This is a genomic window from uncultured Mucilaginibacter sp., from assembly GCF_937859865.1.
Lineage (GTDB): Bacteria > Bacteroidota > Bacteroidia > Sphingobacteriales > Sphingobacteriaceae > Mucilaginibacter_A.
Window position 1 is genome coordinate 1 of sequence record NZ_CALMAT010000153.1, and the last position, 18,851, is coordinate 18,851.

General features: G+C 40.6%; 15 protein-coding genes and 1 tRNA gene. 14 read left to right on the forward strand and 2 right to left on the reverse strand.

What is annotated here, in order from left to right:
- On the reverse strand, positions 1-980 hold a 980-nt coding region (gene tyrS / locus Q0192_RS16545; RefSeq protein ID WP_299291184.1), incomplete at its 3' end, for a tyrosine--tRNA ligase.
- 122 nt (positions 981-1,102) lie between these two features.
- On the opposite strand from tyrS, the gene Q0192_RS16550 reads away from it, so the two are divergent.
- The 14 genes from Q0192_RS16550 (at position 1,103) to Q0192_RS16615 (ending at position 17,785) form a co-directional block, all read left to right on the forward strand.
- Entirely contained in the window at positions 1,103-1,774 is a 672-nt protein-coding gene (locus tag Q0192_RS16550; RefSeq protein WP_299291186.1) for a hypothetical protein, read from the forward strand.
- Between the two features lie 144 nt (positions 1,775-1,918).
- On the forward strand, positions 1,919-3,871 hold the full coding sequence (rpsA, locus tag Q0192_RS16555; RefSeq protein ID WP_299291188.1) for a 30S ribosomal protein S1: 1,953 nt from the start codon (positions 1,919-1,921) through the stop codon (positions 3,869-3,871).
- Positions 3,872-4,158: 287 nt separating this feature from the next.
- Positions 4,159-4,701, forward strand: coding sequence for a bifunctional pyr operon transcriptional regulator/uracil phosphoribosyltransferase PyrR (gene pyrR, locus Q0192_RS16560; RefSeq protein WP_299291190.1), 543 nt, complete (start codon positions 4,159-4,161; stop codon positions 4,699-4,701).
- A gap of 4 nt (positions 4,702-4,705) precedes the next feature.
- Entirely contained in the window at positions 4,706-5,638 is a 933-nt protein-coding gene (locus Q0192_RS16565; protein WP_299291192.1) for an aspartate carbamoyltransferase catalytic subunit, read from the forward strand.
- Positions 5,639-5,796: 158 nt separating this feature from the next.
- Complete coding sequence (locus Q0192_RS16570; protein ID WP_299291194.1) at positions 5,797-6,624, forward strand: IS982 family transposase; 828 nt, start codon at positions 5,797-5,799, stop codon at positions 6,622-6,624.
- A 107-nt stretch (positions 6,625-6,731) separates the two neighbouring features.
- Positions 6,732-8,102, forward strand: coding sequence for a serine hydrolase (locus Q0192_RS16575; RefSeq protein ID WP_299291196.1), 1,371 nt, complete (start codon positions 6,732-6,734; stop codon positions 8,100-8,102).
- 123 nt (positions 8,103-8,225) lie between these two features.
- Positions 8,226-11,276 carry a tetratricopeptide repeat protein gene (locus tag Q0192_RS16580; protein ID WP_299291198.1) on the forward strand — a complete coding sequence of 1,017 codons (3,051 nt, stop codon included), beginning with the start codon at positions 8,226-8,228 and terminating at the stop codon, positions 11,274-11,276.
- Positions 11,277-11,279: 3 nt separating this feature from the next.
- Positions 11,280-13,127, forward strand: a complete 1,848-nt coding sequence (locus Q0192_RS16585) for a hypothetical protein (protein ID WP_299291200.1) — start codon at positions 11,280-11,282, stop codon at positions 13,125-13,127.
- Between the two features lie 37 nt (positions 13,128-13,164).
- Positions 13,165-14,250, forward strand: a complete 1,086-nt coding sequence (locus Q0192_RS16590) for an SPOR domain-containing protein (protein ID WP_299291202.1) — start codon at positions 13,165-13,167, stop codon at positions 14,248-14,250.
- A complete protein-coding gene (locus Q0192_RS16595) occupies positions 14,247-14,960 on the forward strand; it encodes a MotA/TolQ/ExbB proton channel family protein (protein WP_299291204.1) in 714 nt (237 codons plus the stop codon). Before Q0192_RS16590 ends, Q0192_RS16595 begins: the two co-directional genes overlap by 4 nt.
- Positions 14,957-15,355: a biopolymer transporter ExbD gene (locus Q0192_RS16600; RefSeq protein ID WP_299291205.1), complete on the forward strand. Its 399-nt coding sequence runs from the start codon at positions 14,957-14,959 to the stop codon at positions 15,353-15,355. The genes Q0192_RS16595 and Q0192_RS16600 overlap by 4 nt, the downstream gene beginning before the upstream one ends.
- Positions 15,356-16,171 carry an energy transducer TonB gene (locus Q0192_RS16605; RefSeq protein WP_299291206.1) on the forward strand — a complete coding sequence of 272 codons (816 nt, stop codon included), beginning with the start codon at positions 15,356-15,358 and terminating at the stop codon, positions 16,169-16,171.
- 79 nt (positions 16,172-16,250) lie between these two features.
- Positions 16,251-17,573 (forward strand): folylpolyglutamate synthase/dihydrofolate synthase family protein, encoded by a 1,323-nt coding sequence (locus Q0192_RS16610; RefSeq protein WP_299291208.1) that lies wholly within the window; start codon positions 16,251-16,253, stop codon positions 17,571-17,573.
- A 138-nt stretch (positions 17,574-17,711) separates the two neighbouring features.
- A tRNA-Pro gene (locus Q0192_RS16615) sits at positions 17,712-17,785 on the forward strand.
- Between the two features lie 526 nt (positions 17,786-18,311).
- Here the strand turns inward: Q0192_RS16615 and Q0192_RS16620 are convergent.
- Positions 18,312-18,851: CpsD/CapB family tyrosine-protein kinase (locus Q0192_RS16620; RefSeq protein ID WP_299291210.1), on the reverse strand; the 540-nt coding region annotated here is incomplete at its 5' end.

Genomic DNA, 18,851 nt, shown 5'->3' on the forward strand with positions numbered 1-18,851 from the left:
ATGCTAATGTTTCCAAAAAGAAACTCAGAAGATTTAATTGCTTTTTCATATTCTGCTTCGCCATGAACACGAATGGTAATATCTTTTGCCAAAGTTTTTTGCAAAACACGCAAATGCGGCGCAGCATTGTGTTCTGTTTCTAAAGTTTCAATTTCCTCTTGATCAAGCAATGTAAAAATGCGGATGTAACTTTTGGCGTCTTCATCGCTTGCATTCAGGCAAAACTGGGAAAATTGATAAGGCGATGTTTTTGCCGGATCGAGCCAAATATTGCCGCCTTCAGATTTACCAAACTTGCTGCCATCGGCTTTTTTGATCAATTGGGTAGTCAACGCAAAAGCTTCGCCTTGGTCTTTTCTACGGATCAATTCTGTGCCGGTAACCATGTTTCCCCATTGGTCGGATCCGCCCATTTGCAAAACGCAATTCCGGTTTTTCCATAAATAATAAAAATCATAACCTTGTATCAACTGGTATGAAAACTCAGTGAAGGACATGCCGGTTTCGCCTTCCAAACGTTTTTTCACAGAATCTTTGGCCATCATATAATTTACGGTTATGTGCTTTCCGGCATCTCGAATAAAATCCAGAAACGAGAAGTTTTTAAACCAATCGTAGTTGTTCACGACCTCCGCTTTATTTTCTCCGAATTCAAAATTTAAAAACTTTTCCAGTTGCTTTTGGATGCCGTTTAAATTATGCTGCAAAACATCGGCCGACAGCAGATTACGTTCTGCCGATTTTCCCGAAGGATCGCCAACCATGCCCGTCGCGCCGCCAACCAGCACAAAAGGTTTATGCCCGGCACGTTGGAAATGAATCAGCGTCATGATTTGCGCCAAACTGCCCACATGCAAAGAATCAGCCGTCGGGTCGAAACCAATGTAACCCGAAACCATACTACTTTGCAGCTTTTCTTCCACGCCCGGCATACTATCATGCAGCATTTCACGCCAGCGCAACTCTTCCAAAAAATTCATTGTCGTTTTGTGTTAAAGGCGGCAAAGATAATAGAATCAGCCAAAAGCAGTTTTAGGACAATGCTTCTTTTATCGGGCAAAAATTGGTATTTCTTCCTTTCCGTTTTGTATATTTACAGGTGATGAACTTTTTATCGCATTTTTATTTCGACCGCAATTGCACCGATGCTTACCATGTGCTGGGCAGCGTGATGCCCGATTTGCTGCGGAATGCCGATAAACAAGCGCAAATAAAACCCGAACGTTTGCCTGAACAAACCGACCCAGCCATCAACTCGATTATCTTGGGCTGGAAAAAGCACTTGGAAATAGACCGTTATTTTCACTCTTCCGAATTTTTTAATTACCATTCGCACCAGCTTAAATTGTTAATGGTTCTGGCATTGGCAGGTTCGCCGGTAAAACCTTTTTTTTTAGGACACATCGCGCTGGAATTGATCCTGGATAATTTGCTGCTGACCAGCAATACTGTTTTTGCCGATGATTTTTACGATCATTTAAAAAACGCGGAAGAAGCCAACATCTCAAAGTTTTTGCGGTTGAATGGTGTTGACCCTCAAAAATTCCTGTCTTTTTATACTGTTTTTATCAACGAAAAATACTTGCACTCTTACATCAAAACCGATAGCGTTGCTTATGCCTTGAAGCGTGTTTGCCAGCGCATCTGGAAAAACCCTTTTACCGTTTCGCAGGAAGAAGCTGTAGCAGAAGCAGTTAATGCTTACATCAACATTCTTTCTGCCGGTTTTATGCAAGTGTTTTTGGAGATGGAAAACCTTTTGCAACAAGCATGAGCCGGAATTAGCTAAAAAAACGGCTGATAAAAATAAAATCACCTAAAAATCAATTAAATAGCTAAAATATTTTTTTGATGCAACTATTAATTTTTTATTTTTGCGGTTCCAAATCATTTTTGGGAAAAGGAGATAAATTATTTAATGGCAAAAAAACAAGAAGCAGAAAAAGAATTACAAGCAAAACAAGCTGAACTTCAAGACGGAACAACCCGTTTTATGGAGAAAGAAAACATTGAATCAGAAGCTGATTCGTCTTTGATCGAAACGATCAAATCCAGTTTGGCACAGCCCGCGGCCGATTTTGACTGGGATGCCGATGAAAAAAAATTCGGAAACTACTCCAACGAAGACCGCGAAAAAATGGAACATCTTTACGATGGTACGTTCCACTCGATCACCAAAGGCGAAATCATCAGCGGTACCGTAGTTACCATCAACTCAAAAGACGTGGTATTGAACATCGGTTTTAAATCTGATGGTTTGGTTTCGGTATCTGAATTCCGCGACATGCCTGATTTGAAAAAAGGCGATCAGGTGGATGTTTTTGTGGAGTCTCAGGAAGATGCCAGCGGACAGTTGGTTCTTTCGCGCAAACGTGCAAAAACCCAACGCTCTTGGGAACGCATTAATGAAGCTTTAGAAAAAGATGAAATCATCGAAGGTTATGTAAAAAGCAGGACCAAAGGTGGTTTAATTGTAGATATTATTGGTGTTGAAGCCTTTTTACCAGGTTCTCAAATTGATATTAAACCTATCCGCGACTACGATATTTATGTAGGCAAAACGATGGAGTTTAAGGTTGTGAAGATCAACCACGAATTTAAAAACGTTGTAGTTTCTCATAAAGTGCTGATCGAGGATGATTTGGAAAACCAAAAAACTGAGATTGTTGCTAAATTAGAGAAAGGACAAATTTTAGAAGGAACCGTTAAAAACATTACCGATTTCGGTGTATTTATTGATTTGGGCGGTGTTGACGGTTTGCTGCATATTACCGATATTTCATGGGGACGCATTGAGCATCCGCGCGAAGTATTGTCATTAGATCAAAAAATCAACGTGGTTGTTTTGGATTTTGATGACGAGAAAAAACGTATCGCTTTAGGTTTGAAACAATTAACGCCGCACCCTTGGCAAAGCCTTTCTCAGGATATCCAAATTGGTTCGCACGTTAAAGGCCGTATCGTTACGGTTGCCGATTATGGCGCTTTCTTGGAAATTATTCCGGGTGTTGAAGGTTTGATCCACGTTTCAGAAATGTCTTGGTCTCAAAACTTACGCAGCCCACAAGAGTTTTTAAAAGTTGGTGATGAAGTGGAAGCACAAGTGTTGACTTTAGACCGCGATGACCGTAAAATGTCATTAGGTATTAAACAATTAACGCCAGATCCTTGGCAACAAGCGGCTTCCAAATATCCGGTTGGCAGTCAGCACAAAGCAGTGGTTAAAAACATGACCAACTTTGGTGTTTTTGTTGAATTGGAAGACGGCATTGATGGTTTAATTCACATTTCTGATCTTTCTTGGTCTAAAAAAGTAAACCATCCGAACGAATTTACCAAAGTTGGCGAAACGTTAGACGTTGTAGTTTTAGAACTGGACGTTGACAACCGCAAGTTGAGCTTAGGCCACAAACAATTAGAAGAAAACCCTTGGGATACTTTTGAAACCATCTTTAACGTAGATTCTGTTCACACAGGAACGGTTATTAAAGTTACGGACAAAGGTTCTGTGGTTGCCTTGCCTTACGGCGTGGAAGGTTTTGTACCAACAAAACATGCCATTAAAGAAGACGGCCAGCCATTAAAAGCAGAAGAAGTTGCTGAATTCAAGGTAATTGAATTTAACAAAGACAGCAAACGTATCGTTATTTCACATTCACGTATTTGGGAAGATGCCAGAGCAGAAGCCCGTATGGAAGAGTTTAACACACGCAAAAAAGAAGCCAAAGCTTCAACCGTTGCTGTTAAAAAAGTAAAAGATTCTGTTGAGAAATCCACTTTGGGTGATCTTAGCGTTCTGGCTCAGTTAAAAGAGCAAATGGAAGGCGCAGAAAGTGATGCCCGTAAAGCCGGCAAATCGGAAGACAAATAATTAAATCTCCTTTTTAATACAAAGCCCCTCTTTTTTGGAGGGGCTTTTTTTGTGGGTTTGGTTTTTGCCAAGGGATTAAAATCCGTTTCATGTTAATGCTTCTTTTATCGGTATAAAATTTGGCTCGGTCATTTTAAACTTGTTTCAGAATCCTTCCTGCACAGTCTTAAACTTTTATAACAAGATACCGAAACGTGTCCGGCATAAACAAATGCTTCTTTTATCGGCCTAAAATCAATATGCTGGTTATTAAATAAATTCCTACTTTTGCCCAAATCCACCCGGAAATGCAAAACTTAACCCTGCTCGACGGCCCGAAATTCCAAATCACCATTCAACGTCTTTGCAGGCAGTTAATTGAAAACCATAACAATTTTTCTGATTCTGTCATTCTGGGCATCCAGCCACGTGGCCCGTTTTTAGCGAAACGGATTGCAGCAGAGTTGAAAAACATGTTAGCGGAAGCAGTTATTTTTTCCGGCGATTTAGACATTACTTTTTACCGTGATGATTTTCGCCGAAGGGAAAACCCGTTGGTTCCAAACCAAACCCGTATTGATTTTATCATCGAAAACAAAAAAGTGATCCTGGTGGATGACGTTTTATGGACGGGAAGAACCATTCGCGCTGCCATGGATGCGATGTTGGCTTTTGGCAGACCGCAAAAAGTGGAATTATTGGTTTTGGTGGACAGAAGATATTCGCGGCATTTACCCATCGAACCGGATTACATTGGCATTCAGGTAGATTCGGTGGCTTCACAAAAAGTAATTGTAAGCTGGAAAGAAGCCGACGAAGCAGACAAAGTGGTTTTGTTATCAGAAAAATAAACGCATGGCCGATCAGCAAAAACTAAGTTCCCGGCATCTTTTAGGCATCAAAGACCTCAACCGAAACGATATTGAACTCATTTTTGAAACGGCCGCCAACTTTAAAGCTGTTTTAAACCGCCCGATCAAAAAAGTGCCTTCCCTGCGCGATGTAACCATTGCCAACATCTTTTTTGAAAATTCAACCCGCACACGTTTGTCTTTCGAGTTGGCGCAAAAAAGGCTTTCGGCAGATACCATTAATTTTGCGGCCGCTTCTTCTTCCGTAAGTAAAGGCGAAACGCTGATTGATACCGTCAACAATATTTTGGCCATGAAAGTAGATATGGTGGTGATGCGGCATCCTTACGCTGGCGCTGGTATCTTTTTGTCGCGGCACATCAAAGCACAAATTGTAAATGCCGGCGATGGTGCGCACGAACATCCAACACAGGCTTTGCTAGATGCTTTTTCTATCCGCGAAAAATATGGCGAAGTAATCGGCAAAAAAGTGGTGATCGTTGGTGATATTTTGCATTCGCGCGTTGCCTTGTCTAATATTTTATGCTTAAAACAGTTAGGTGCCGAAGTTATGGTTTGCGGCCCAACGACTTTGATCCCGAAATTTATTAGTTCGCTGGGTGTAAAAGTAGAACACAATTTAATCAAAGCGTTAAACTGGTGCGATGTGGCCAATATGTTGCGCATCCAATTGGAGCGGCAGGACATTAAATATTTCCCATCGCTGCGCGAATACACGATGCTTTACGGCTTGAACAAGCAGATTTTAGATTCGCTGGACAAGGAAATTACGGTGATGCACCCAGGCCCGATTAACCGCGGCGTGGAAATTACCAGCGATGTGGCCGACAGCAAGCAATCTATCATTTTAGACCAGGTTGAAAATGGTGTTGCGGTACGGATGGCTGTTTTGTATTTATTGGCTGGCCAAATCTAGCCAGTTTAGCTTGTATTAAAATTTTGTCAATCTAATTTTGTATGCTTCTTTTATCGGGTAAAAATCAGTGAACAAGTAATTAACCCAAGTTGCTAAGTTTTAGTAAGTGAGCATCGAAGATTAAATTTGAGTTACCACACTTAAATTTTCTTATAACGATGCTCACCCAAGATAAAATTACATCAATTTATTGTATTGTAGATGACCTGCTAAAACAAACAGGCCACAAAGATTACCCTCATTGTAAGGTTACTGACAGTGAAGTTATCACTACAGCCCTGGTTTCAGCGCTTTACTTTGGCGGCCATTTAGATAATGCCAGGGGATTTATGCAGTTAAGTGGCAATGTCCCGCAAATGCCCAGCAAGGGCAGGTTTTGCAGGAGGCTGCATAAGCTGGAAACCTTGCTTGGCAGTTTGTTCTTTCAAATCGGCCATTGCCTGAAAGCCATAGCTGGTGCAGCTACTTATGTTTTGGATTCTTTTCCGGTTGCTGTTTGCGACAACATCCGCATTTCCAGAAGCCGTATCCTTAAAGGCACAAAGTGGCGGGGAAGGCACAGTTCAATGCGCCGCTACTTCTACGGCGTAAAAGTACAGGTACTAACTACATCGGATGGCATTCCGGTAGAATTTTGCTTTGTGCCAGGTAGCGAAAGCGATGTTAAGGCATTGGCAAAGCTACCTTTAGCTGTTGCTGCTGAAAGCTGTATTTATGCCGACGCTGCTTATACCGATTACCGGGCAGAAGATGAGTTGATGGAAGCTGAAAACATCCGCCTGCTCGTTAGTAGGAAATCTAACAGCAAAAGGCCGGATGAGCCTTACCTGGCTTATCTTAAAGAACAAAGGCGGAAAAGCATTGAAACAGCTTTTAGCTCTATCAAAGCATTGTTCCTTCGTAAAATACATGCCGTTACATTTAAAGGTTTCCTGCTAAAACTCCTTTTATTCCTTATTGCATTCACCCTAAATAAATTAACTTAGCAACTTGGGTTAAGTAGTATTTTACAATTATAAAATTTTAGCTGTTGAAACTGTTGATGTTGAAAAAAATCAAAGAATATCTTATCATAATTTTATTGTTGGTTACCATGTCTTCACCTTCAATTGCACAAAATTTACAACAACCTACAAGTGATTCTATAGTTATATTATTGAAGAAATACATCAATGCAAAAGATGCTGATGCAATTTATGATTTGACCGGAAAAGATTATCAAAAAGATTTGAGCAAAGCTTTTCTTGTTGATTTTTTAACCAAGCAGATTTTTCCGTTAGGAGAAATTAAAGAAACCTCTTTTATAAGCTTTAAAAATAAAATCAGTAATTACAAGCTTCAATTTGACAAGGCAACAATCCAATTGTCTTTGAACTTAGATCAAGATGATAAACTTGGATTGTTTCAATTTAAACCTTTTAGGCCAGAAAAAGCTGAGTTGGTAGCCACATCCAATCCATTACAAACGGCTTTTGAAAAAGAAATTGATGCGGTTGTCCGAACTTACATTCAAAAACCAAACACAGTTGGTTTAAGCGTTGGCGTATTTTGTGCCGGTAAAAACAGCATTTATTATTATGGAGAAACTGCAAAAGGAAACGGCAAATTGCCCGATGCAAATACCATCTTTGAAATCGGCTCCATCACTAAAACATTTACGGCTACGTTATTGGCTTATTTTGTAGATCAGGGGAAAATCAAATTAACGGATCCAATCACCAAATATTTGCCAGATTTTGCTGCTGAAAATGTATTGCTAAAAGAAGTATCCATTTTAATGCTAAGTAACCACACTTCCGGTTTGGCGCCTTTGCCGGATAACTTTGAAACTGGAAATTTTAATCCGATTAATCCTTACCAAAATTATACACGTAACCAACTTTTTGCTTATTTGAAGACTTGCAAGTTAATCTCTAAACCTGGGGAAGTTTATGCTTATTCGAATATGGCGGTTGGTTTACTTGGAATAATTTTAGAAAGGATTAGCGGGCAAACTTACGAGGCTATGGTTAAAACAATTATTTGTAAACCATTAAACTTGGAAAGTACGAAAGAGTATTTATTATCAAATCAAAAAGAACATTTTGTAAAAGTTTATAATACGGATGGCAACGAAACACTTACTTGGGATTTTGATGCTTTGCAAGCTTGCGGCTCTTTACGTTCTACGGCAAATGATTTGTTGAAATATGCAAATGCAAACATGAAAGTTGAAAACAATGATTTATCAAAAGCATTCCAATTAACACATCAAATTACTTTTAACAAAAACCCAAAAGTTGGATTAGGCTGGCATATCATGAACATTAACGGTGATGAATACTTGTGGCATAATGGCGGAACAGGCGGAAGCCGAAGTTTTTTAGCTTTCAATAGTGTTAAAAAAACGGCAATCGTTATATTATCTAATTCGGCAGAATCAGTAGATCCGGTTGGCGTAGGTATAATTAAATTGATGCAATAATTTGGGCATTAACACTATTACTCCTTTCGGCAACGTTACACCTACTGTTTTTATGCCCTAAAATTTTGTACGCGGTAATTAACCGGAAGCTACTTAATTTAGCGGCCTCGTTATGCAACAACTATGATTAAAGTACTATACGTTTCCATTACGCTGCTTTTTTTAACCACCTTTTCTTCGTTCGCACAGCAATCTGCTTATTTCAACCTCAACCGCAATTATAATGACGCGATGGAATTGCTGGACAAAGGCAAATATGTTGCCGCGGCCGAACAGTTTCGTCAGGTTGAAATTCCCAGAAATAAAACCAGTAACCAGCCGCTTTTTGAATCAGAAACGTCATTGCTGAAAGAAAATTCGTATTACTACGAAGCGGTTTGTGCGTTGAATTTGGGGAACGAGGACGCCGAAAGCATGTTCCGCCGTTTTATCAAAGAGCATCCGGAAAACCCGCTGGCAAAAGTGGCGTACTTCCAGATCGGGAAATCATACTTCAAACAGGAAAAATATGAAGATGCGTTGAAATGGTTTGATTTGGTGAAAGCTCCGGAACTGACCGGACGCGAAAATGCCGAATACAAGTTTGATAAAGGCTATTCGTACTTCGAACTAAAAGATTACAAAAATGCGCAGTTGATTTTTAGCGAGATCAAAGACCAGAAAACGCCTTATTCTGAAGATGCCACGTATTATTTCGCCTACATTGCTTACCTCAACAAAGATTATCATTTGGCGTTGCTCAACTTCGAGAAACTCAAAAACTCTAAAAAGTACGAGGCCAGTTATCCTTATTACATCTCCGCCGTTTACTATTTGGATAAACGTTATGACGATGTGATTGCTTATGCCGTCCCAATCGTAAACACAACAAAACAGGTTAACGAAACGGAAATGTTGCGCATTATTGCCGCTTCTTATTTTGCCAAGGCTGATTATCCGAACGCAATAACGTATTACGAACGTTTTCAGGCCGGAGACCAAAACAAAACCCAAAACAACCAGGACAGCTACCAAATGGGTTATGCTTATTTTAAAACCGGTAACAATCCGCGTGCTGTTAGGGAACTGGAAAAGCTGATTGACAAAAGCGATGTCTATAGTCAGAACGGAAACTACACGTTGGGCAATGTTTTTTTAAAAGTGAACAACAAACAAAGCGCACGCAATGCTTTCCAGGTTGCTTCGCGATTAGATTTTGACAAGCAATTGCAGGAAGACGCTTTGTACCAATACGCCAAACTTTCCTACGAACTGCAGTTTAACAATCAGGCGTTGGAAGCCATCCGTTTATATATTAAAAATTATCCCCGCTCAACAAAAATTACAGATGCCAAAGTTTTGCTGAGCCAGATCTTGCTTTCGACCAGCAATTACAAAGAAGCGGTTGATATTTTGGAATCCATCCCCAACAAAAATGAAGCGGCAAAAGAAGCATACCAAAAAGTTACTTATTACCGCGGTTTGCAGTTTTACAATGAACGGGCTTTTGAGAATGCAATCGGTATCTTTTTACGGTCATTGAAAGATCCGGTGGATGATAAGATTGAAGCTTTAACAACTTATTGGATGGCCGAATCCATGTACGAAGTGCGCAAGTACGGCGAGTCTGTTGATAACTTTGAAAAGTTTATGGACATGCCTGCGGCGAAGCAGACCAGCGTTTACAATTACGCCAATTATGCTTTGGGTTATGCTGCTTTTGGCGATGAAAAATACCAGAAAGCGGCCAGTAATTTCGAGCGTTTTATCAACGGGCCGGAGCACGACAAGAACACGGTGAACGATGCGATACTTCGTTTAGGCGACAGTTATTTTGTGTTGAAGAATTACGGGCGGGCGAATGAATATTACAACCGGATTTTATCTCAACATGCGCAAGGCGAAGATTATGCTTTGTTCCAACGTGGCATGATCCAGGGTTTGCAAGGATCGTTGGATACCAAGATTAGTACTTTGCAGGGTTTGCTGCAACAATTCCCGAATTCAGATTATGCGGATGATGCCAGTTTTGAAATTGCCTACACCTACTTCTTAAAAAATAACGGCGACCAGGCGCGAACGGATTTAACGGCGATGATCCAGAAATATCCACAAAGCAGTTACGTGCCGCGCGCTTTGGTTACCATTGGTTTGATTGATTATAACGCCAACCAGGACGAGCCGGCTTTGGAAGCTTTCAAACGTGTGGTCAAAGATTATCCAGCTACCGATGAGGCCAAACAGTCGCTACGCCAAATCGAAAAAATTTATACCGATAAAGGCGATGCCAAAACTTTTATTGATTACGCAGCCACTACACCAATCGGCAATTACAGTTCGGCACAGCAAGACAATATTATGTTTACGGCCGCCAACAATTTGTATCTGCGCGGCGATTTTGCAGGGACCGTTAACGCCGTAAATGCTTATTTTGATAAGTTCCCAAAACCGGTAAATGACAAGCAGGCGCGCTTTATCCGTGCCGAAAGTTATGTAAAGCTGAACCATCCGGAAGAAGCGGTTTCGGATTACAACTATATTTTGAACGATTGGACGAGTGTTTATACCGAGAAGTCGCTCATCAGCATGTCGAACCTATACCTCAAACAAAAGAAGTATAACGAAGCCGTGGTTTTTTTGAAACATTTGGAAACCAATGCAGAATACAAGGTTGATTATTCTTTCGCGATCAACAACCTGCTCCTGTCCTACTCAGAAATGCAAATGCCGGACGATGTTTTGAAATATGCAGCCTTGGTACGTGCGAACGAAAAAGCTTCCGAAGAAGATAAATACAGAAGCGGTTTGTACGCCGGCAAAGCATACTTGCAAAAAGGCGACACGACCAACGCCAGCAAAGAATTTACTTATGTGGTTAACAATACGAAAACGGTGGCTGCTGCTGAAGCAAAATACAACGTGGCCAACCTGGAATACCTGCGCGGCAATCACAAAGCTTCACAAAAAACGTGTTTCGATTTGATCAACAAGTTGGGTAATTACGATTACTGGGTTGCCAAAACTTTCATTTTACTGGCTGATAATTATGTGGCATTGAAAGATAACTTCCAGGCGAAAAGTACTTTGCAAAGTGTGATTGAAAACTACAAAGGCAACGACGAGATTTTGCCCGAAGCCAAAGCCAAGCTGGCCAAACTGAACAACCAAACTACCAACACCAAGAAAGAGAACTAAGCAATGAAGTTGAAATATATCCTTACCGTTTTATTATTTAGCCTGATGCTTCATTCGGTTCCTGCATTTTCGCAACAAAAACCGGCACAAAAAAAGACGGTCCCGGCTAAAACGAATAAAAAACAAGCAGATAAAAACAATAAAACTACGCCAGTTAAAACAACAACTCATACCAAAAAAAGTACGGTAAAAACAGCATCGGCAGATACCACCAAAAAAGGGGGAAGTGCTGCACCAGCGAAAAAAGCCGACGAGCAACAAAGTAGTTTGAGCGAAGAAATTGTGGTAACCAGTGCGTACAAACCGGTTTTGGCCGATGCCGTAAAAATCCGCAGAAACCCGAATTTGGATGAAAGGCAAGATGTAAAACCGCATTTTACTTACAACAACTTATTAGACAAACGGCTGGAAACCAACTCCGGCATCCGTGCTTTGGATGCGATACAAATCCCGAAATCTGCTGATGATACCTTGTACAACAATTATGCAAAAGCCGGAATCGGAACTTTGAACACCACTTTTGGCGAGCTTTATTTAAACAATGGCCGCGACCCAGGTTTGCAATATGGCGGTTACGCCAAGCATTTTGACCAGCATGGCAATTTGCCCAAACAAAATGCCAGCCGGCAGGAAGTTGGTATTTTCGGAAAAAGTGTGGGCGACAACAACAGCGTGAGCGGCCGCATTAATTACACGCGCCGCAGCAACTATTTTTATGGTTTTGACCAGGACAACCCGCCTTCCAACTTAATTCCAGGAAAGCAGCATTTTAACGTTATTGAAGGTGAAGCAGAAATCGCCAAAAACTTTAAAGATGTGGAAAACGACTTCGTTTATGCGGCAAAAATTAGTGGTTACGCTTTTAGCAATGCTTACCAGGCTAAAGAAAACAATATTTTAGTTGACGTTTCCATCAACCAAACCGTTAAACAATTTTACGCCGGTTTAAATGCTTCGCTGGATGTAAGCAGCACAAAAGACAGTTTGTACAACATCAGCAACAATATTTTGCGCGCCAACCCTTATTTAAAATTGCAGGGCGAAAATTATAAAATTGATGCCGGTGTAAACTTAACTTCCGAGTTTGGCAACCGCACCAGTTTCCATATTTTCCCGGCAGCAAAGGTTGAGTTTCAGGTGATTCCGAAATATGTTCGGATTTTTGGAGAAGCGAGAGGCGACGTGGATAAAACACTGTTGCGCAATTTATCGGAACAAAACCCTTTTTTAGATCAAAACATTGACATTAAAAACTCGATTGACCGGCTGACCATTAGCGCAGGTTTAAAAGGAACAGCCGCGCCAGGTTTGGGTTTTAAAGCCGCTTTTATCCGCCAAAGCATTACCGGTTTGCCTTTGTTTGTCAACAATTTTGATTTTAGCAGAGGCCAGAATAAGTTTCTGGTGATTTACGATGGCGGAAAATCAACCGTAACCGGTTTGAACGGCGACTTGGATTTTAAAGCTTCAGAAACCGTAGATTTATTCGGAAGATTGGAATACCGCAAATATAAACTGGCAACCGAAGCACAGCCTTGGAACTTGCCAACCACAAAACTGACTGCCGGAACCAACATCCACGTCAACAAAAAAATAACGGTAAACGGAGCATTGTTGATCCGCGGCGAAACAAACGACCGCATTCAATACTTTACTACTGGTGTAATTAATTACCGCGTAGTTACCTTGCCTTCTTTTGCTGATTTAAGCGGCGGTATTGATTATAAAGTGTCTAAACGTTTCTCCATTTTTGCGCAGGCCAACAATTTGCTTAACAATAAATACCAAACCTATTTGTATTATCCAACGGTCGGATTTAATATCTTTGGCGGTTTAAGCGTTAGTTTCTGATTTTGATGTTGCGCAATTTACCCTTATTTTTAACCGGATGGATGTAGCGGCTTATTTTAAAGAACTGCTTAACCGGGAACGCATGGTGTACGTTCCGGGTTTGGGTACTTTTTTAACGCGAAAATCCGCCGGTGTTTACAACCAGCAACAGCAAAAATTTTATCCGCCTAAAAACAGTATTGATTTTGTTGAAGAAGAAAAACAGGACGAAACGCTGGAAAACTACATTAGCCGGCAAAAAAATATTTCGCCTGTTGCTGCCCGGTACTTTATAGAAAAATTTGTAGAACAGGTGCAAAGTTCGGCACACACCAAAAATATACCGGTAAAAGAAGTATTGTTCCCGGCGGAGGCAGAAGCAATTGAAAACCCAAACTTTGCCCCTGCCTTTAACATGGAAAACTTTGGTTTGCCGCCGGTCAATCTTCCTCTCCGCAAAAAAACAACCGAACCGGCGGAAAAAGAATTGGTGCCGGAACTAAATCCGATTGAAGATATTAATCAGGAATTTTCAAATACTTCGGAAGATGAGGAAATTGTGTCTAAAAGAAGCACTGGTTTTTGGGCTTCGGTATTGCTGCTGCTTGCCGTAAGCCTTTTAGGCTGCTACGCTTTGTATCTGTACGACCCGAATTTGTTCAGCGGTTTTTCTGCGGATAAACCTGCGGCGGCTGTTGTTACCAAACGGACTGTTGCTGATTCTATTACCAAAAAAACAGGGGTAAAAACAGTATCTGAAAAAGATACTTTAACCAAAAAAGCGGTGGTTGATACACCGGCAAAAGATTCGGCAGCAATTGCAAGAACGGTGCCGCCGGTTTTAAAACCGGCAACAAAAGATTCGGCAGTTTCGGAAACAGCAGACGCAGATTTAGTAGCCAAATCGCCTTACGAAATCATCGGTGCTTCTTTCAAAACCTTAAATGGCGCCAAATCTTTTTTAAACCAGTTGAAGGCAAAAGGGATGCACCGCGCCAAAATATTAAGCAACACAGCGGGCAAGCAAAAACTGATTACTTTTGGATCTTTTAAAGATAAAGAATCGGCACAGGCGGCGTTAGAAAAACTGCGCGCTCGCGACCCGCAATCAGAAGCATATATACAACACTACATAATTAAATGATGTTATTATTTTTTCAGGAAACAACCGATACGGCTGCAAGGGCTGTAGATACTTTGAACCGGGCAGTACAAGCAGGCGCGGCGCAACCACACGAACTTCGTTTTGGCGATTTATTAATTAAAGGCGGCTGGGTGATGGTCCCGATCGGGATTTTGGCCGTATTGGGTTTGGTGATTTTCTTCGAACGCTTTTTTACAATTAGAAAAGCAGGTTTAAACGAAGCAAATTTGATGTCGCAGGTTAAAGCAAATGTAAGTGCCGGTAAATTAGATTCCGCGATTGCCATTTGCCGCAACAGCAATTCTCCGTTAGGAAGAATGTTGCAAAAAGGCTTGATGCGGATTGGCCGCCCGATTAAAGATATTGAAAGTGCGATTGAAAATATTGGGCGGTTGGAAGTTTCAAGATTAGAAAAAAACATTGGGATTCTGGGCATTGTTGCCGGTATTGCACCGATGTTTGGTTTTTTGGGGACGATTGCCGGTGTAATCAAAATTTTCTACGATATTTCTCAAACGGATAATATCAGCATGGGCGTAATTTCTGGCGGATTGTACGTAAAAATGGTAACTTCTGCTGCTGGTTTATTGGTTGGGATTGTGGCTTTTGTGGGCTACAACATCTTGCAAATGATGGTGGATAAAGTGATTTTGAAACTGGAAACCGATTCGGTAGAATTTATTGATTTGTTAGAAGAACCAAGCAAATGAATTTAAGAAAACGACATCTGCGCGCACATGCGGAAGTAAATACTTCGGCCATGAACGATATTATGTTTTTTTTGCTGCTGTTTTTCCTGATCGCATCTACAGTTACCAACCCGAACGTGATTAAGTTGATGCTGCCGAAATCATCATCCGGCCAAGCAGTTTCTAAAAAAACCATTACGGTTTCGATCACCAAAGATTTGCGTTATTATGTTGATAAAAAGGAAGTTCCGATTGCAGATTTATCGGCCACGCTTCAATCTTACAAAAAATTAGCAACAGAATTGACGATTGTTTTGTACGTAGATAAAACCGTTGCGATACAAGATGTGGTGGAAGTGATGGACACCTCGCAAAAACTGAATATCAAATTAGTGCTGGCAACAGAACCGAAATAAATGGTACAGTATCAGGAAGAAAATAATTATCCGAAAGCTTTTTTGTTCACGGGCATTATCCTGGGGTTGTTTTTGCTGCTTGCTTATCTGATTGTTTTTTCGATGCCACCTAAACAGGAAGAAGGCACGGGTGGCATTTTGGTAAATTATGGCACCACGGACGAAGGCATGGGCAACGATTATATGAGTATGGAAGAACCGTCCGTAGCCGAAAAAGCCAATAAAAGCAAACCAGACAAAATAAAGCCGGAAGCGCAACCAACCGAAAAAGTAAGCGCCGATAACAGCGATAAAAAAGTAGTTACCCAAACTACCGAAGATGCACCCGAAGTTGCGCCAAACAGTAAAAAGCCCAGCACTACTGTTGCCACAAAAACAGATGTAAAAGAAGCAAAGCCGCAAATTAACCAAAACGCTTTGTATAAAGGCAAAAAAAATGACGGCACCGGCGAAGGCGATGGAACCGGCAGCAAGCCTGGCAATCAGGGAAAAGTTACCGGCACCACGCTAACCAACAATTACAACGGCACAGGTTCCGGAAATGGCGGCAGCTTAAATATGTCGCAACGAAACTTTTTAACGAAACCCAGTGTTTCTGATGATAACCGCAGAGCCGGAAAAATTGTGGTTGATATCCGGGTGGACAAAAACGGCAATGTGGTTTATGCGCGCGCCGGTGCCCGTGGAACCACCATCAGCGACAGCGATTTACTGCAAAAATGCGAAACCGCGGTTATGAGTTCAAAATTAAACGCTTCCGAAAACGCACCGGACACACAAATTGGAACGGTGGTTTTTGTGTTTAAGGTGCAGTAGGAATAGTTGATGGTTAAGGAATCATAGTTCATGGTTCATTGCCATGATCTATTAACTATCACCGCATGAACCATAAACTATGAACCATGAACTTCTTATGACCTACCAGCAAACGCTTGATTATCTGTACCAGCAACTGCCGATGTTTACACGTGTCGGCACTTCGGCATTTAAAAAAGATTTGACAAATACCTTGTTGCTTTGCGAAAAACTGGGCAACCCGCAGCAGCAGTTTAAAAGTGTGCATGTTGGCGGCACCAACGGCAAGGGTTCAACTTCGCATATGCTGGCGGCAGTTTTGCAAACGGCGGGTTATAAAACAGGTTTGTACACTTCGCCCCACCTTAAAGATTTTCGGGAACGGATTCGGATCAATGGCAAAATGATTACGGAGCAGGAAGTGGTTGATTTTGTTGCAGCACAACAGGAAAATCTCAACAAAATTGAACCTTCTTTTTTTGAGATGACCGTTGCGATGGCTTTTGACTATTTCGCCCGGCAAAAAGTGGACATTGCCGTGATTGAAGTTGGCTTGGGCGGAAGATTAGATTCTACCAACGTAATTATGCCGCTGCTTTCGGTAATTACCAATATTGGCTGGGACCACATGAATTTACTGGGGAATACTTTGCAGGAGATTGCATCGGAGAAAGCCGGCATCATCAAACCAAAAGTTCCGGTTGTGATCGGTGAATATCAAGCAGAAGTTGCCGAAATTTTTAAGGAGAAAGCCAGACAGGAAGAAGTGCCAATTCGCTTTGCTTCAGAAGAATGGGTTTTGCAGAAGGCTGAAAAACCTAACGTACTTTCGGAATATTTAGAAGTTTTGGTGCAACCGAAAAACTCTTTGGGCGTGGATTTAAACTCGCTTTTTGAATTGGATTTGACCGGATTGTATCAGCTTAAAAACTTAAAAACCGTACTTTCAAGTTTGGATGAATTACAAAAGCAAAGTCTCAACCTTACTTACGATACTGTTTTTACCGCCCTAAAACAAGTAAAAACCCTGACCGGACTGAACGGAAGGTGGCAAATATTAAGCACACAACCTTTGATTATTTGCGATACCGGCCACAATTTTGAGGGCATAAAAGAAGTATTGAAAAATATTGCTGCCACGCCGCATCAACATTTACACTTTGTAATTGGGATGGTAAATGATAAAGATAGCAGCAAAATCCTTTCTTTGCTCCCCCCAAAAGCAACTTATTACTTTTGCAAACCGGATATTCCGCGTGGTTTGGCAGCCGAAACATTAAAAGTGCAAGCCGAAAAGTTTAATTTGCAAGGCACCAATTTTGATACGGTAAAAGAAGCATTGGCCGCTGCAAAACAAAACGCACGTCCTGATGATCTTATTTTTGTTGGCGGAAGCACATTTGTGGTGGCAGAAGTTGTTTAGCTGTTTTTAGGGAAAATAAATAGACAAAAAATAAACGCTTCATAATGAAAAGTTTAATCTTTAAAGCTTAAGTTTTCTCAAATTTTTTGATTTTTTATTTTGCATTGCTGATAAAAATCCTACTTTTGCAATCCCAAACGGGATGTAGCGTAGCCCGGTATCGCGCCACATTTGGGATGTGGAGGCCGCAGGTTCGAATCCTGCCATCCCGACTGATTCCCGTATTGAGGAAAATAACCTGAAGAATAAAATCCTTCAGGTTATTTTTTTTATAGGGTTTCTGATTACTTTTACTGATAAAATACAATCCGCCAGTATTGTATATACTAATTTTACAACCTTATTTTATATTTCGTATCAATAGATAAACAAAAGTTTAAAACTGTTATCAAATATCACATTTTTTACAAAATCATTCTTTGAATTTTTTCTGTTTGGAATTAAGTATATTAGTTAGAACATAGCTACGTTGAAAAACGAAACTTCATTTTAATACTTTATTATTTATAAAAAGAAGTAAACACATTTTTAAAAACCAATTGAAATTAGCAGACAGAAGCTTTATAAGTAATTAGATAAGCAGGCATTTATGTATAAAATACAGATGTGATGAAAAATTTATAAATGCTTCTTTTATCAGTTAAATGTAGGTGTTGCCAATTTTTTGCTGGTAAAAGAAGCATGGGTTTAATTTTGGTTGAAGATGGAAATTGATGTTTTTAATTATCAATCCGATAATTATTTTCTAAGTGCGGGAAGCAACCTTGTTTTTTTCTCATTATAAGTATAACCATAGCCGTAACCATAATCGTTGCCTAAACCTTTAACAGGTACACCGTTAAAAACAATGGCTACATTCGTCAATTTATTTAAACGATTATTTTCATCAATCCTTTCAATAAGAACTTTGGGTGTGTAGCCATGCCGAACGATGTACAATGTAGCATCGCAAAACGGAGAAACAATATACGCATCAGAAACAGAGCCAACCGGGGCAATATCCATCACGACGTAATCAAAAAGACTATCTAAATAATTTAACAAATCTTCAACTTTGCCATCCATAATTAATTCTGTAGGGTTTATTGGCTGCTTTCCGGCAGAAATAAAAGACAGGTTTTCATCAATGGCAGTTTGCGCAATAATGGTATCCGGAGAAGTTTTTCCTTGCAAATAATCGGTTACTCCGCACTGCTTGGTATGGATATTTAATTTTGTGGCAAGCGAGGGGTTGTTCAAATCGAAATCAACCAAAACCACTTTTTTACCAGTTAAAGC

Coding starts and splice junctions, on each gene's coding strand:
- Q0192_RS16550 (WP_299291186.1), top strand. CDS start 1,103: ATGAACTTTTTATCGCATTTTTATTTCGACCGCAATTGCACCGATGCT.
- rpsA (WP_299291188.1), top strand. CDS start 1,919: ATGGCAAAAAAACAAGAAGCAGAAAAAGAATTACAAGCAAAACAAGCT.
- pyrR (WP_299291190.1), top strand. CDS start 4,159: ATGCAAAACTTAACCCTGCTCGACGGCCCGAAATTCCAAATCACCATT.
- Q0192_RS16565 (WP_299291192.1), top strand. CDS start 4,706: ATGGCCGATCAGCAAAAACTAAGTTCCCGGCATCTTTTAGGCATCAAA.
- Q0192_RS16570 (WP_299291194.1), top strand. CDS start 5,797: ATGCTCACCCAAGATAAAATTACATCAATTTATTGTATTGTAGATGAC.
- Q0192_RS16575 (WP_299291196.1), top strand. CDS start 6,732: ATGTCTTCACCTTCAATTGCACAAAATTTACAACAACCTACAAGTGAT.
- Q0192_RS16580 (WP_299291198.1), top strand. CDS start 8,226: ATGATTAAAGTACTATACGTTTCCATTACGCTGCTTTTTTTAACCACC.
- Q0192_RS16585 (WP_299291200.1), top strand. CDS start 11,280: ATGAAGTTGAAATATATCCTTACCGTTTTATTATTTAGCCTGATGCTT.
- Q0192_RS16590 (WP_299291202.1), top strand. CDS start 13,165: ATGGATGTAGCGGCTTATTTTAAAGAACTGCTTAACCGGGAACGCATG.
- Q0192_RS16595 (WP_299291204.1), top strand. CDS start 14,247: ATGATGTTATTATTTTTTCAGGAAACAACCGATACGGCTGCAAGGGCT.
- Q0192_RS16600 (WP_299291205.1), top strand. CDS start 14,957: ATGAATTTAAGAAAACGACATCTGCGCGCACATGCGGAAGTAAATACT.
- Q0192_RS16605 (WP_299291206.1), top strand. CDS start 15,356: ATGGTACAGTATCAGGAAGAAAATAATTATCCGAAAGCTTTTTTGTTC.
- Q0192_RS16610 (WP_299291208.1), top strand. CDS start 16,251: ATGAACCATGAACTTCTTATGACCTACCAGCAAACGCTTGATTATCTG.